At 45.7% G+C, this 12,847-nt stretch carries 11 protein-coding genes; 1 reads left to right on the forward strand and 10 read right to left on the reverse strand.

Features of this window, described 5'->3' with window-relative positions; translation table 11 throughout:
- Positions 1 to 107: 107 nt before the first annotated feature.
- From RIG66_RS06025 to RIG66_RS06060, 8 genes are all read right to left on the reverse strand, one after another.
- Positions 108 to 1,343, reverse strand: coding sequence for an RRXRR domain-containing protein (locus RIG66_RS06025; protein WP_446376141.1), 1,236 nt, complete (start codon positions 1,341 to 1,343; stop codon positions 108 to 110).
- Positions 1,344 to 1,642: 299 nt separating this feature from the next.
- Positions 1,643 to 2,542, reverse strand: coding sequence for an interleukin-like EMT inducer domain-containing protein (locus RIG66_RS06030; protein WP_446376143.1), 900 nt, complete (start codon positions 2,540 to 2,542; stop codon positions 1,643 to 1,645).
- Positions 2,543 to 2,638: 96 nt separating this feature from the next.
- A complete protein-coding gene (locus RIG66_RS06035) occupies positions 2,639 to 3,709 on the reverse strand; it encodes a hypothetical protein (RefSeq protein ID WP_446376145.1) in 1,071 nt (356 codons plus the stop codon).
- Complete coding sequence (locus tag RIG66_RS06040; RefSeq protein ID WP_446376147.1) at positions 3,706 to 5,379, reverse strand: hypothetical protein; 1,674 nt, start codon at positions 5,377 to 5,379, stop codon at positions 3,706 to 3,708. Before RIG66_RS06040 ends, RIG66_RS06035 begins: the two co-directional genes overlap by 4 nt.
- A gap of 134 nt (positions 5,380 to 5,513) precedes the next feature.
- The gene (locus RIG66_RS06045; RefSeq protein WP_446376149.1) at positions 5,514 to 5,807 is read right to left on the reverse strand and encodes a hypothetical protein; all 294 of its coding nucleotides are present in this window, start codon (positions 5,805 to 5,807) and stop codon (positions 5,514 to 5,516) included.
- Positions 5,808 to 6,139: 332 nt separating this feature from the next.
- On the reverse strand, positions 6,140 to 7,120 hold the full coding sequence (locus RIG66_RS06050; RefSeq protein ID WP_446376151.1) for a hypothetical protein: 981 nt from the start codon (positions 7,118 to 7,120) through the stop codon (positions 6,140 to 6,142).
- Positions 7,121 to 7,353: 233 nt separating this feature from the next.
- Positions 7,354 to 8,712: a polyprenyl synthetase family protein gene (locus RIG66_RS06055; RefSeq protein WP_446376153.1), complete on the reverse strand. Its 1,359-nt coding sequence runs from the start codon at positions 8,710 to 8,712 to the stop codon at positions 7,354 to 7,356.
- Positions 8,713 to 8,757: 45 nt separating this feature from the next.
- The gene (locus tag RIG66_RS06060; RefSeq protein WP_446376155.1) at positions 8,758 to 9,855 is read right to left on the reverse strand and encodes an interleukin-like EMT inducer domain-containing protein; all 1,098 of its coding nucleotides are present in this window, start codon (positions 9,853 to 9,855) and stop codon (positions 8,758 to 8,760) included.
- A 617-nt stretch (positions 9,856 to 10,472) separates the two neighbouring features.
- Between RIG66_RS06060 and RIG66_RS06065 the strand changes: the two genes are divergently transcribed.
- A complete protein-coding gene (locus RIG66_RS06065; protein WP_446376157.1) occupies positions 10,473 to 11,771 on the forward strand; it encodes a glycosyltransferase in 1,299 nt (432 codons plus the stop codon).
- A 222-nt stretch (positions 11,772 to 11,993) separates the two neighbouring features.
- On the opposite strand, the gene RIG66_RS06070 is transcribed toward RIG66_RS06065, so the two are convergent.
- Together RIG66_RS06070 and RIG66_RS06075 are read right to left on the reverse strand one after the other, a co-directional pair.
- Positions 11,994 to 12,356, reverse strand: coding sequence for a DUF5615 family PIN-like protein (locus RIG66_RS06070; protein ID WP_446376159.1), 363 nt, complete (start codon positions 12,354 to 12,356; stop codon positions 11,994 to 11,996).
- The gene (locus RIG66_RS06075; protein WP_446344475.1) at positions 12,356 to 12,709 is read right to left on the reverse strand and encodes a DUF433 domain-containing protein; all 354 of its coding nucleotides are present in this window, start codon (positions 12,707 to 12,709) and stop codon (positions 12,356 to 12,358) included. The genes RIG66_RS06070 and RIG66_RS06075 overlap by 1 nt, the downstream gene beginning before the upstream one ends.
- Positions 12,710 to 12,847 lie beyond the last annotated feature (138 nt).

Consider the following 12,847-nt stretch of genomic DNA (forward strand, 5'->3'; position numbering starts at 1 on the left):
CGCTTAATGGAAGTTCAAGCCCTAAATTCGTTTTTTCAGGGTTATGCAATGTCTAGAAATACTGAAAAAGTTATGATATCTCATGATCGCTTTTTAATCTAGCTAGTTTAGAAAAATTCATCGTATTCGCGTGAGACTCCGGGTGAGCGCGAAGCAACCCGGAGAGGGATAGCGGTCAAATCGACCCTTAAGGGCAAGGGGAGATTTGACAATCCAGTTGAAGGCACGACAATTAACCCCGTGCTTCGCTGCAACAACTGGACTTTTTTGGCGGTAAACTGTCCTAATCGTTTCCAGTTAACGTCACTAACTGAAACTTGTTTTTTGGTGTCTCCAGAACACCAGCCGATGTAAGTCTTTCCAGCTTTTTCGGCTATAACCTTGTCACCTTTTCTGAAGCCATGGCGGGTAACTGTACCACCGTATTTACGCCGTTTGCCTCCTTTTGATGGAACACACAAGTGTAACTGTCTACGGCTAATTGGCGGTCTACGGATTATCGCAAACGGTGCCGATGTGATTTGAACATCCCCACACCAGCGCCCATGTTTTGCATTATTCGAGTACCACTCTCGCCATTGAGTGAATTCAAACGCCGCCAAGGTAACACCATCAACAGCATGGGTTGCAGGTGTCTGTTGGTCCTTGTTTTTCTTGTCTTTGGCTAACCCTAGCCACTGTCTAAGCTGGCTAGTACCATTACAATTTCTTTCCCATCCTTGGTGAGTCGTGACGGGGGCTAGTTCAGACAGCCAAGTTAACATTTGTTGTTGACCGACCATGACTGGAGAAAACCCAACACCAGACCGAGCTGACTTGCGACCGCGGGTTCTGTCCACATCAGCCATGACTAACTCATAGTGAATAGCACTGATGGGGAATAGCTTAAACAGCTCCTTGACTACCCGTAACTCTAGCTGTTTGTTGGCTCGAATAGAGGGTGGTAGCTTTTTTTGTTTGCGGTTATCAAACCTGCCTGGGCGGTGGCATCGTTCATGGTAAGGCAGCTTCCGGTTAATCCGTCTACCTCTCCTTGCTCGACGCATGACACGCCGTAGTTCCATCCGTTCCTTGACTGTCTTAAACGGTAGGACTAAATGAGCCATCCAGAGGGTGACTTGATTTGATTGAACCCCAATCCCCGAATAACTTTTACCAGGGTCTATCCCTACCGCTATGGGCTGGGTGTTTTCCTCTGTTTCAAAGGTTAGCTGAATGACAAAGCATTCTAAATCGTTGTGTACCACCTTGGCTTTACCCTCCTTTAGCCAGCGTCTAGCGCGGCTAGGTTTGGTAGGCATTAAAGGCTTGCCCGACTTTGATAAAACTGGTACTCGTAGCATAGAGATAATCCTCACGAGTAAAGTATTTAGTCCCTTCCCGCCATCTCGGTTAAGATGTCTTGACTTAACAACAGCCCGACAAAAGGCTTTAGATTTGATCCGGACTAGGGAAGTATCCGGGTGTCTGTACCAAACCGAGACTCAATGCGGTATTCAACGGTTTTAATTGTAATTTGTCTTACAATCCCCACGCTCCACGTTAGTAGCGTGGGGTTGTTGAAATTGCTTTAGACTCAACAAGAGCAAATGGATAAGTTTTGAATTGACTCCTAACTCAGTTCCGAAACCGAGGCATTCTCTCACCAAACTCGAACTCCCACGGATCGATCATGACTCAACTGTTCTATGGCTGAACCTGCTGATGTATCTTTATATCCCACAATCGCCCAAGAACTGCGGAATTGCAGATGGTGAATCAGGCGACTACCAATGGATTCACAGGCTTGCTTTGCCCGTTCGGAAAGATTGATAGCGGCATCATCTTTGACAGCAATGGCAATCCCGTGATCTGGGGAACAATCTTCAATCAGTTGGGCAAAGGCTTCGGCATTCTCCGGATTAGCAAACAAATCAAAGGAACGACTGAATACTTGCGTTTTATTGTCCTGGTCAAAGACAACAACATTCAATCCCCGTTGATATCCTCCTTCTATCCCTATCTCTTCGTTATTCCAGGTCATTTGGGCGAAATTGCCCTGATTTCCCCCTGCTGATATCACCCCTAAGCTGGGACGGTTTACGGCATCCGCAGAGACAGGAATTAAACGAGAACAGATGACATCGGAATAGTCCGATAATTCTTCTTTCGCGATTCCAGGTTTAGCATCTTTTTGACCAATTAGCGCCCAAGAGGTGCGAAATCTGAGACAGTGAACTTGCCGACTGCCCAGAGATTGACAGGCGCGTTTTGCCCGCTGACTTAGGTTGGCACTGGCATCATCTTTAACCGCGATCGCGACAATTCGACCACTGGGCAACTGTTCGATTAGATCGGCAAATCGGTCGGCATTTCCAGGGAAAAAGGTATCAAATGTGGTGCAAACTAAGGGGTGTCCTGTTACTTCATCGATAACAGCAACATTCAGTCCGCGACTATAGTGAATAAACCCAATTTCTTGGTCGTTGAGTGTGATCCGGGCTGAGTCACCCATGAATCCACCCGCCGATTGAACCTTTATTGTTACTGGTGAAGAAGTCATTTAAATTAATTAGAGTTGATGCAACCGTCAAAGGATGTTCGTAGTCGGCACGAAGCGTGCCAGAAACGCCAGAAGCGCTAAAGCGCTTACTACAAACTAATGAACATATTCGCCATAGGCAAACCCCCTAGCTTGTATTATTTCACTTTGAAGCACCAGAGTCATGTCAACCGAACCTGTCACTTCCTCAATAAAGGTATATTGGCGACTCTGATTATCGGGTACAATTAACTCACTGGTGGCATCAAATGCCATGGTTAATGACAATTGATCCTGATCATCTGCCGCTTGTACCTGTAACTGTTGAGGCATACTCACCGTGCGATCGCCAAACAGGGATGCCATGATTCCAGGAAGACGTAACGGTAAACTAGCAGAAGCAGACCAATCCCAATCAATTTGTAACGTAGACCCCAAAAACACCTTCCGCAAGCGAGTGCCGGAATAGATAAAAATATAGGGTAAACCACTGATGGAATGGTTTTTATTCGTGCGTTTGTCTAACACTAGTGTGAACGATCTGCCCTTTTTGTCAGTAACATAAGCGACAAACCATTCCCAACCAATATCCTCACCCCAGCGAAACCGACCAAAATTGCGATCGTGATAGCAGAACCAGTCGTGATCAATGGCAAAGGATCGCCCACAAACGGATAGTTCTCCCGAAACCTTTAATCCTGGAATTAACCCCCAACCAATAAAACCACTGCCGAATGGCGCATCTTCAGTTACTAATAGGGGCATGGCTTCAGCTTGTCCTTGAACGTTGAGGGAAAGCTGCGCCCTCTCGTCGTGAACGTGAACCGATGAGTTCATGCCATTAATTTCCAGATTGATCCCTCTTCCTTGCAGACGTAAGGGATGACGACATACCATGTCCGGTTGCCAGTCTAGGCTAAAGGTTGTGCCAAAGGTTGCCACCGAGGGGGGGAATTCCAGTTCTGGAGTAATTTGGGTGGAGGGCAAGTTGGCAATAAAGCTGACTTGCATCTGCCCCTGTTCCGGTTTGCCAATCAGGGTAGCGTTGACGAGTAGACGGATTCCCGTTTTCAGATCCAGCAAAATAAAGTGATACCAATCCTTCCAATCCAGGGGTAAGCTGGGATCTTCTAGGGGAATGCGTAAAGCTTCGACACGGTTGAGGAGAACTTGTTCGTTGACATTCATCGCCCCAGGGAACCTCCTTCATTCAGAACATCATTGAACATGACGGGGGAGGTTGGAGTAGGCGCCAGAGGCGGCGGGGCTTGATCCGCGATCGCCTTTACCCACGTCGCCATCTTTGGTGACACCTGAATCAGTCCCAACAGAATCCCCACAAACCAGCGCTGGGCATCCATTCCCAGTTCGGAGACAAAGGTTTTTGTCGCTGCATTGGATACAGAAACGGGGTTGTCCATCCCTTTAACGTTTAAGGTATTGGGAACTAATGTCCACAACCATTTTTCGCCGACATGAAGTAATCCCCCTTGTCCCATCTGCACCCCCAGAGAGGAATGATACGCCGCCGCCGCTGATTGACTGATCACCAGCCATCGGGGGGCTTGGGCTGAAGCAAAGGCGAGGACACCATTCTTAAAGAAACGGGTACGGCTAAGTTGATTCAGTAATTGGCAACCGGATTCCGTGCGGCTATAGGTATCCCCTTGTTGTGCCAACAGAATCAGGAGTTCCACCACCAACCAACGCCCCGGAAGCGCATCCAGTCCCGGTAATCCGGTGGTTAAACTGTAGCTAGCTTGGGCGGCAACTGTATGATCAACAGTTGGTATTGTGGATTCCTGAGTCGCGATCGCCCGAAAACAATTCGCCATTCTAGGTGATACCTGGGCAAGTCCTAAAAGTAGTCCTGCAAACCATTGTTCAGGGTTTTGCGTGTTGAGTATTGACGCTTCGCTTCGCTGATAGGGAACCGGGTTTGTCGGGGCGGGTTTAGGGATTTTCTTGTCGCTATTGATAGTAACGTTTGAGCAAAACCCGCCCTTATTCAATTCTGAGTTAACTCCCCTATCTCCCCTATCTTCCCCATCTTCCCCATCTCTCCTACCTACCCCATCTCCGATTTCAATATCAGTTTGGGCTAAATCAAATAACCATTCCTCCCAAATAGAAAGCAGATGCCGTTGTCCAATTTGGGCGGCGAGGATAGTATTCGCCATGGATAGACTACTCGATATCCAAGCCGGAACTTGGGCAGAGGAAAAGGCATAAACACCATTTTTAAAGAACTGGGTGCGACTCAGTTGGGTAAGGAGTTCATTCCCTTGGGGCGTCTGGGCATAATTGGTTCCATGTTGGCACAGCCGTGTTAGCAGTTCTGCGATCAACCAACGGGCAGGAATTTTATCCAAATCGATTAACCCCGACATCAGACCAAAGATTCCGGCGGTACTGGGTTCAGCCGTTCCCAAGTAGTTTTCCTTGCTGTCTCTCGGCGGCGGAAAGGTGACCATTAAGGGATGGATTACGGGAGTGCGATCGCTAATTTCTGTGGTTTCTAATAGTTCCAATTGGATGGGAATAGCGTCTTCTAGCCAACCGGGAAATCTTAACCAGGTTTTCAGGCTTGTCCCACTCGGCAAATAGTCTGGAACGGGAATCGTTAATTGACAAGTAGACTCATACTCTGGAAACAAATAAACATAAGGTGGTTCTAAACGACTCACAACGGGCAAAATCTCACTGTTATTAAGAACCCAATCATCTAGAGTCGGACGTAAAAGTACGGCTTCATGAAGTTGATTCCGGATCAATAGCTGGAGAACCAAGTCTGTACCGGAATGGAGTTGTAACGTTACTTGGGGCAGGACAAGAGTTTTTTTTAAGCGCTGACTCATTTAACACCTAATCGGACGGCGTTTTACTTTGTCTATTTTAATCTTTATTCACTCTTTATACTTAAAAAAATTTATTAAGTTAAATAACGTTGATGTAATCATTGTCTAATCAGGAGTTAAGTTTAGTTCTACGATTAGAAGGCGTAGGCTACCCAGCCTACGGTTTCATCGACATGGTCTCCGTCGCTGTTAGACACCGAACTCTTGAGTTCATCAAAACGAATCTGGAACCCATTGGTACTCACATTCTGTAGTCTTAAGTTGGGTATTTCCGAACCATTATAAGTTTGAGTCATTGGCATAACGACCACTTTGGTGTTAGCTGGAAAAGGTGGACTAAATTCTACTTTATGCCAAGTATTCGCTGCCCGGTCTGCTGACAAGGGTTCAATTGTGCCGACGCGAGTTCCTAATGCTACAGATGCCATTTTATTTCCTCCGTAAAAAATATATATTTAACACTCTATTTAGAATTCAGCCACCTAACCTACAAAATGTTGCTTTAAGTGAGTGATATCCAAATATGTTACTAACGATAACCAATAGAACACCGGGGTGTAAATGCATAAAAGTTAGTCAAAATTGGTTAATTTGTTTCGGAGTCCCCCAAATGCTGATTTTGTGCATTTTGTCAATACATAAAAGTTGGTAAGTTATCGCCTTTGAAAGGGTAATGGCGAACAGGTAAGAACTGAATAGAGACGTGGACTAGCACGTCTCCACATTCATCAGAGGTCAAGCACAAATGACCAATGATGATTTAATCCAGAATCATCCAATCCACCGTGATGCACCCTTTATTATCCCAATACCACCCTGGCTCATCATTCATTTTAAAGATGACAATTTGACCTGCTTTGAGGCTGAGAGTCTTAGCGCTGCTGATTTCTTCAATAACTTCACCACTCGCTTGATCTACAGCAACCAAGGCGTAGGGTGTATTGTTCGGATACGTCACATGACTGAGTAGTTCAGCTCCTGGTTCTCCGGCGGCGGTAATCTCTACTCCGTCTTTCACCGACCAAGTACCAGACGGGGTGACTTTAATTTTAGCAGCCGTGTCCATAGGATTTTGGAATTCTACCCCTTCTTCAGAAGCCGCATAGACTTGCAATTGACCCGATGGGAGAACTTTTTTCTCAAAGGCTTTATAGGTGACATTATTTTGGGAGAAGTTATAGAACGCAATCCGCCCTTCACTAAAATCGCCGTCAATATCAATTTCTAAGCTGCCATTCACAGAGACTTGCAAATTGGTTTTAGTATAAACAAAGTCAAACGTATTTTCGACGTGTTTTTCCCATCCCTTATTGCCCAGAGTTTTTCCCCGCGCCAGTTCAGTGACTTTACCCGTATGACTCCAGAATTCAGCTTGATCTTTAGGAACTCCATTAATTAAAGATACCGCTAATCCGGTTTGGGCAAGTTCTCCCCACCGTTTCTGCTGACCTTTCCTCCAATCAACGAGTAGATATTTAGCGGAACTATTGGTGGTATCCCCGGGGTGGAATCCTAGGGCAAACCCAATAAAATCATCATCCCCCGTGTTGCCGACGCTTATTTTCCCGGATACTTTGGTATTAAAAACATTAAATGGACTATAAAATAACGTAGGTTTACCATTTTTCTTCTGGATCACTTCTTGACCATTCCGGGATACATCCCACTTTCCGGAACCCTTTTCATAGGATTCTTCTTTCCAGTCGTTTAGATCGACGGTTTCGACTTTGATTTGAGCCATTTTATTTACTCCTTATTCGTTTTTCGAGTTGTGAACTTGTCAAACTTTTTCTGCGCTATGATAAACTTTACAATTATCCTAAATCTGAGTATCCTATTATTGTAATCGAGCTTTATTCCCTTCTACTCAAAATTATCTATTCTTATTAAAACTTAATATTTTTGCAATCATTTTTTTTGATCATTTATCCATACGACAAAAAGCAATAACGAATGACAAATGGCGATCGCAACCTACTGACTTCGATAAATGACATAATTAATCAACTCCTTGAGAAATCGACGGTCATGAACTGGAGCAACCCATTGTTCTCCAGGGCGCAGTGGGGTTTCCGGGAACAAGAACTCCAAAGAATCAAAGATATCGGCGGCTTTTTGGGCAAGCGATCGCGCCACGTTCCAACCATGCTCAATGCTGCCGCACCGCTGCATTTGCTCCATAATGAAGGCAACATGATCAGGATGTTTCTGGGGGCGAGGTAGAGCCAGAATTTCCCGCATTTTCTCCGCTTCCTGTTTACTGTTAGCTAAAACATGGTTCAGCATCAACGTGCGTTTGCCTTCATAGATATCGCCACCAATTTCTTTGCCATAGGATTCCATTTCCCCCTGGAGATTTAACAAATCATCTTGGATTTGAAACGCGATCCCCAAAATCATGCCAAACCGGGTTAATCCGGCTAAGGGTTCGACCAAATCCTCAACACTTGAGGCAGGATGTCCGACAATTAGACCAATCCGACAAGGGGTAATAAAGGAATACCAGCAGGTCTTTTTCACGCACATGGTAAAGTAATCTTGGTCACTCAGATGGGAGGGATTAGTCGCCACCCAATCCAATTCCATTGCCTGTCCTTCCACAGATTGCCGCGCCATGAACTCAATTTCATGTAAAATATTCAGCGCCTTAGATACCCCCAGCACCGATAAGTTTTCCAGCAGCAATCCCACCGCTAAAACATTCGTCGCATCCCCCACATTAATCGCCCGGGGAATGCCAATCATTTGGTGTAATGTCCCCTTTCCCCGTCGAGACTCCGACTCATCTTCGATATCATCATGAATTAAGAACGCATTGTGATACAGTTCCAATGCAGCAGCAGCAGTTAATGCCGAATGTCCCATTCCTCCCACCGCGCGAGCGACACTAATACACATCGTTGGGCGTAACATTTTCCCGACGCGAAAGGGATAATCACTTAATAGCTCATAGAGGGGAGTATAAGCACCAGAGACTTGGCGCTGGCTTTGGATAAATTCCTCAATTTTGACAAAAATGGCATCTCGCGAACTCTGTAATGCCTCGTTGATAATGGTTTGATTAAACTTAGAGGAATCGGCGACGATACGTTGCTCCTTAGGTTCCTGTGCCGCCTGCAATTGGTCGAGATCCGATAAGGTTGTGGCAATCGCCTTACGACTTCCTGAATCAATATCCGATACCGTTGGCGGTGAAGGTTTAGGGGTTGGGGGGTGAGGCAGTAAAACTTGGTGGGGTGTACGTTTCAGCTTGAGGATTGGCAATTTTTTGGGGTCATACAATAACAAACTGAAGAAGGTCAAAAATACGAGAAATAAGAATAGTCCTAACATTAACAATTTTCCTCTAGAGCGTCGGTTCAGAAATAGCCTTTATATTTAATCCTTCTTAATTAAAATAGCCCCGATAACAACGATAACAATAATAGCCAGCAAAAGTCCGATAATGATTACTTGTTTCTTGTTCCCTGAGCTTGATTCGGAGGATTCTATCGATTCAGCCACAGGTTGAGCCACAGATGGATTAACTGGGGAAGAGTCAACCAAGGGAAACCAGGCGTTGACAGAAACGGAGCCGAAGTTATTCAAATTTTCGATAACTGCACCCCCAGAAGCACCTTTGATGCCGACAATCGCCCACGATCCTCTAAATTGAAGACGGTGAATTTGAGTACTACCAATAGACTTACAGGCGGTTTTGGCAAGATCCGAGAGATTAAAGCTGGCGTCATCTTTTGCCGCGATCGCAACCACCCGACCCTGTGGTATAGTCTCTATCCAGTCGGCAAAGGCATCCGCATTCGCGGGATCAGCATAGATATCAAAGGATCGACTCTGAAGTTGATGCCCATTGGACGGATCGAAAACGACAACATTCAAACCGCGCTGATATCCTTCCGCTAGGGGAATGAGTTCCCCATTACAGGTAACTTGAGCCATATTACCCCAATTATTCCCTGCCGATGTCGCGGCGATGGTAAAACTAGGAACACTCACCTTTGTCGCTGTAATCTCCCGCGAACAAGTAACCGCCGCCTCATGAGACAACTTTTCTGTTGCCGTTCCCGGTGCAGCATCCGTTTGACCAATTATCGCCCAAGAACTGCGGAATTGTAGATCATCAATCAGCCGACTTCCCAAGGATTTACAGGCTCTTTTGCCCGGATCAGATAAATTAAAGTTAGCATCATCTTTAATGGCAATGGCGACAATTCGACCTGGGGGTAAGGTGGAGACAAATTGGGCAAAGGATTCGGAGTTGCCTGAGTTAAAGGTATCAAACGTCGTACCAAAAATGGGTTGTCCGGTAAATTCATCGAAGACGGCGACATTGAGTCCACGATTGTAGAAATTCTCACCCAGGTCTTGGGTATTACGTTTAATCGACGCCGAGTTGCCGTGATCATAACCGGCTGAGGACACCTGCACCGTTGTTGTGACGCCGTTTCTGGCAGGGTTAACGTTTGTTGTGTTCATACGATTGACTAACCTGATGACCAATGAGGGGTGACAGCGTTTTAGCTTGAGGGACGCTGGGGGCGCTTTCTTCGGCTTCTCGTCTGGTGAACTCAAGAATTAGACGTTTCTTATGGCGTCCTATCCTTGAATAAGGGAAGGGATAAGAAATGAGAGTGTACAAATGAGATGTGAACATTCATTCACCTTAAACCCTTACGGACAGTCAAATTCACCAAAATTTTCGTTCACGAATCATTTGGAATTCCTCTATAGCTATATATTTTTTGAGATTAGAGAGGAAAATTAACAGGCTTTATTTACATCAAGTCAATGATAGGCTAAAAAATAATCCTACCACTAATATTGTGCAGGGATGTTAGGAGATGGGGAGCTGGGGAAGCGGGGAGAGCTGGGGAAGCCAATGTAGAGACGTGCCATGGCACGTCTGGGAGCAGGGGGAAAAGAGGCGTTCCGATAAAACATCTTTTGTAGGGGCGGGTTTTACTGCTAACGTTTCGTTTTCACCCTAATGTAACTAAACCCGCCCCGACCTAACCGTTCAATTATCGCAAATGACAAATGACCAATGACCAATGACAAATGACCAATGACAAATGACCAATGACAAATGACCAATGACCAATAAACATATTGTTTTAACAGCCTACGGTTCCTTTGGCGATATTCATCCCTATATGGCGATCGCGCTGGAGTTGCAAGCACGGGGACATTGTGCTGTTATTGCCACAAGTGAACTGTATCGGTACAAGATTGAAGCCGAGGGGATTGGATTTCATCCGGTTCGCTACGATAGTGCGATCGATATGCAGCAGGATGGGGAGTTTATCGGTGTGCTGTCCGAATCCCGTCGGGAAAGTGAATATACTATCTGTTATCTATTAATGCCCCATCTGAGGGCGACATACAAGGCGTTACTGGAGGCGGTGCAGAATGCGGATCTGCTGTTGACGCACCATTTAAGCTTTGCTGGATCATTGGTTGCAGCAAAAACAGGGATTCCTTGGGTGTCAACGGTTCTCTCCCCGATCCTATTTATGTCGGCTTACGATTCCCAAACCCTTTCCACTACAACCATCTCCCCTTATGAACAAGCCTTAGCCGTTGTCGCCAATGACGCCCGCCTGCGCCAGTTTCGTTGGCAAGCCCGATTGTGGAGTGCGCCGATACGTCAACTGCGGGGGGAGTTGGGGTTACCACCCAGTTGTGATCCGGTGTTTGAAGGTCAACATTCGCCGGATTTGGTACTGGCGTTATTTTCTTCAAAGCTAGCCAAGCCGCAACCGGATTGGTGTCCCCAAACTCAGGTGACGGGGTTTCCTTTTTACGATCGCGCTAAACAGGAGAATTTGTCTCCAGAATTGGCAAGGTTTCTTGACTCTGGAACTCCTCCGATTATATTTACCTTGGGTTCGCTGATGGTATGGACACCCGGAAACTTCTATTTAGAAGGTGCGATCGCGGCTCAACAATTAGGATACCGGGCGGTGCTATTAGTGGGCAAGGGAGTCCCCAACTTACCGTTAAACCAGTTACCGGAAGGGGTGATTGTGGTTGACTATGCCCCCCACTCTGAAATTTTCCCCCGTGCGGCGGTGATTGTGCATCATGGCGGAGTTGGCACCACGGGACAAGCTTTGCGATCGGGGCATCCCATGTTAGTGGTACCTTATGCCCATGATCAGCCCGATAATGCCATGCGTTTGGTGCGTTTAGGGGTGGCGCGTACTCTCGCCCGACATGAATATAGTGCGAATACATTAATGACTGAACTCAAGCAACTCTTATTTGAGCCGAGTTATGGAAGCAAAGCCGCCGAGGTGGGAAAGTGGGTGCAGCAAGAAGATGGAGTCAAGGCGGCGGGTGACGCGATCGAAACCTATCTCAGATCTCAAGAAAATGGGCAATCAAAGTAGTGATGTGGCATACCTAAGTTAATATCAGTTGAGGACACGGCAGTGCCGTGTCCCTACCCTTTCCCAGAAATCCTTGATTGCGTAGGGGTACGATATTATCGTGTCCTTTTCAAGACAGAAATGCTAAGATTTAAACCGAGAATAAAAAGCGCAAACGCGAGTCGTCCTAACATTGCACAGAATTGGGTTTGGAAAAGCAGTAAAAAGATAGAATTTCTGCTTTTATAGTAGCGGCATAAAACTAATGCGGTCTTGGTATTCATCTTCCCAAGCTGCCTCAGCTACAATCATCAATTTTTCCATAATTTGCCCCATGGTCATATCATCATTGATAATAAATATTCCTGGTACATGATGATTATCTGCCAGATGTTCAGCTAGATGAACTGGCATTGTTTTGCGGTTATTCGTAACCAAAATAAATCTATTGTCTTCACACCAACCAAGAATATCTGCATCGGGAGTGCCTTTAGGGGGTGCATTGGGGTCACCAATTACCCAAACTTGCAATTGAGGATATCGTTGCAACATTTGTGTGCGAAGCACCAGTGGAATATGTTCATCCAGGAGATATTTAATTGTCATTAACTCACGGCTTGACTTGAAGTATCTTGTTGAGAATCTACTTGTTTTTTTGCCTTCAATTGTCGTAGCTTTTCAATAAATGGTGGCGGATTTTCCTGTTGTTGTTTTCGCATCTGATGACTCCAGGCTAACCAATCAGCTAAATAGGCACTCACAGATTCTTGGTTGTGTAAATAGTATAAAATAGTAGCGTGAACCTGTTCTAGTGTTACGGTTCGATAACGTTCAGTTATGGCTGAGGGAGTTTGAGCACGATGGATATATTGGTAGAGAATATGTTCTATGCCAATGCGTGTTCCTTTAAGGCGAATATCATCAGGAGCTAAGAAATCAAAGTAGTCTTCTAATTGCATATAGCGAATTGCGAAATTATGAGGAACAATAGCAGCAATGGGTAAACCAGTTACGGATATCTTTTGTGGTGATTGAATCTAACGATTCCTGGAGCGCTTTCACCAAATCAGGATACGTTCTTGGTTTGAGCTTTTTGA

This window comes from Coleofasciculus sp. E2-BRE-01 (assembly GCF_040221695.1).
Lineage (GTDB): Bacteria > Cyanobacteriota > Cyanobacteriia > Cyanobacteriales > Coleofasciculaceae > Coleofasciculus.

Bases quoted from the DNA above. Each gene is read 5' to 3' on its own strand.
- RIG66_RS06065 (WP_446376157.1), top strand. From the start codon at position 10,473: ATGACCAATAAACATATTGTTTTAACAGCCTACGGTTCCTTTGGCGAT.
- RIG66_RS06055 (WP_446376153.1), bottom strand. From the start codon at position 8,712: ATGTTAGGACTATTCTTATTTCTCGTATTTTTGACCTTCTTCAGTTTG.
- RIG66_RS06070 (WP_446376159.1), bottom strand. From the start codon at position 12,356: ATGACAATTAAATATCTCCTGGATGAACATATTCCACTGGTGCTTCGC.
- RIG66_RS06050 (WP_446376151.1), bottom strand. From the start codon at position 7,120: ATGGCTCAAATCAAAGTCGAAACCGTCGATCTAAACGACTGGAAAGAA.
- RIG66_RS06060 (WP_446376155.1), bottom strand. From the start codon at position 9,855: ATGAACACAACAAACGTTAACCCTGCCAGAAACGGCGTCACAACAACG.
- RIG66_RS06025 (WP_446376141.1), bottom strand. From the start codon at position 1,343: ATGCTACGAGTACCAGTTTTATCAAAGTCGGGCAAGCCTTTAATGCCT.
- RIG66_RS06045 (WP_446376149.1), bottom strand. From the start codon at position 5,807: ATGGCATCTGTAGCATTAGGAACTCGCGTCGGCACAATTGAACCCTTG.
- RIG66_RS06035 (WP_446376145.1), bottom strand. From the start codon at position 3,709: ATGAATGTCAACGAACAAGTTCTCCTCAACCGTGTCGAAGCTTTACGC.
- RIG66_RS06040 (WP_446376147.1), bottom strand. From the start codon at position 5,379: ATGAGTCAGCGCTTAAAAAAAACTCTTGTCCTGCCCCAAGTAACGTTA.
- RIG66_RS06075 (WP_446344475.1), bottom strand. From the start codon at position 12,709: ATGCAATTAGAAGACTACTTTGATTTCTTAGCTCCTGATGATATTCGC.
- RIG66_RS06030 (WP_446376143.1), bottom strand. From the start codon at position 2,542: ATGACTTCTTCACCAGTAACAATAAAGGTTCAATCGGCGGGTGGATTC.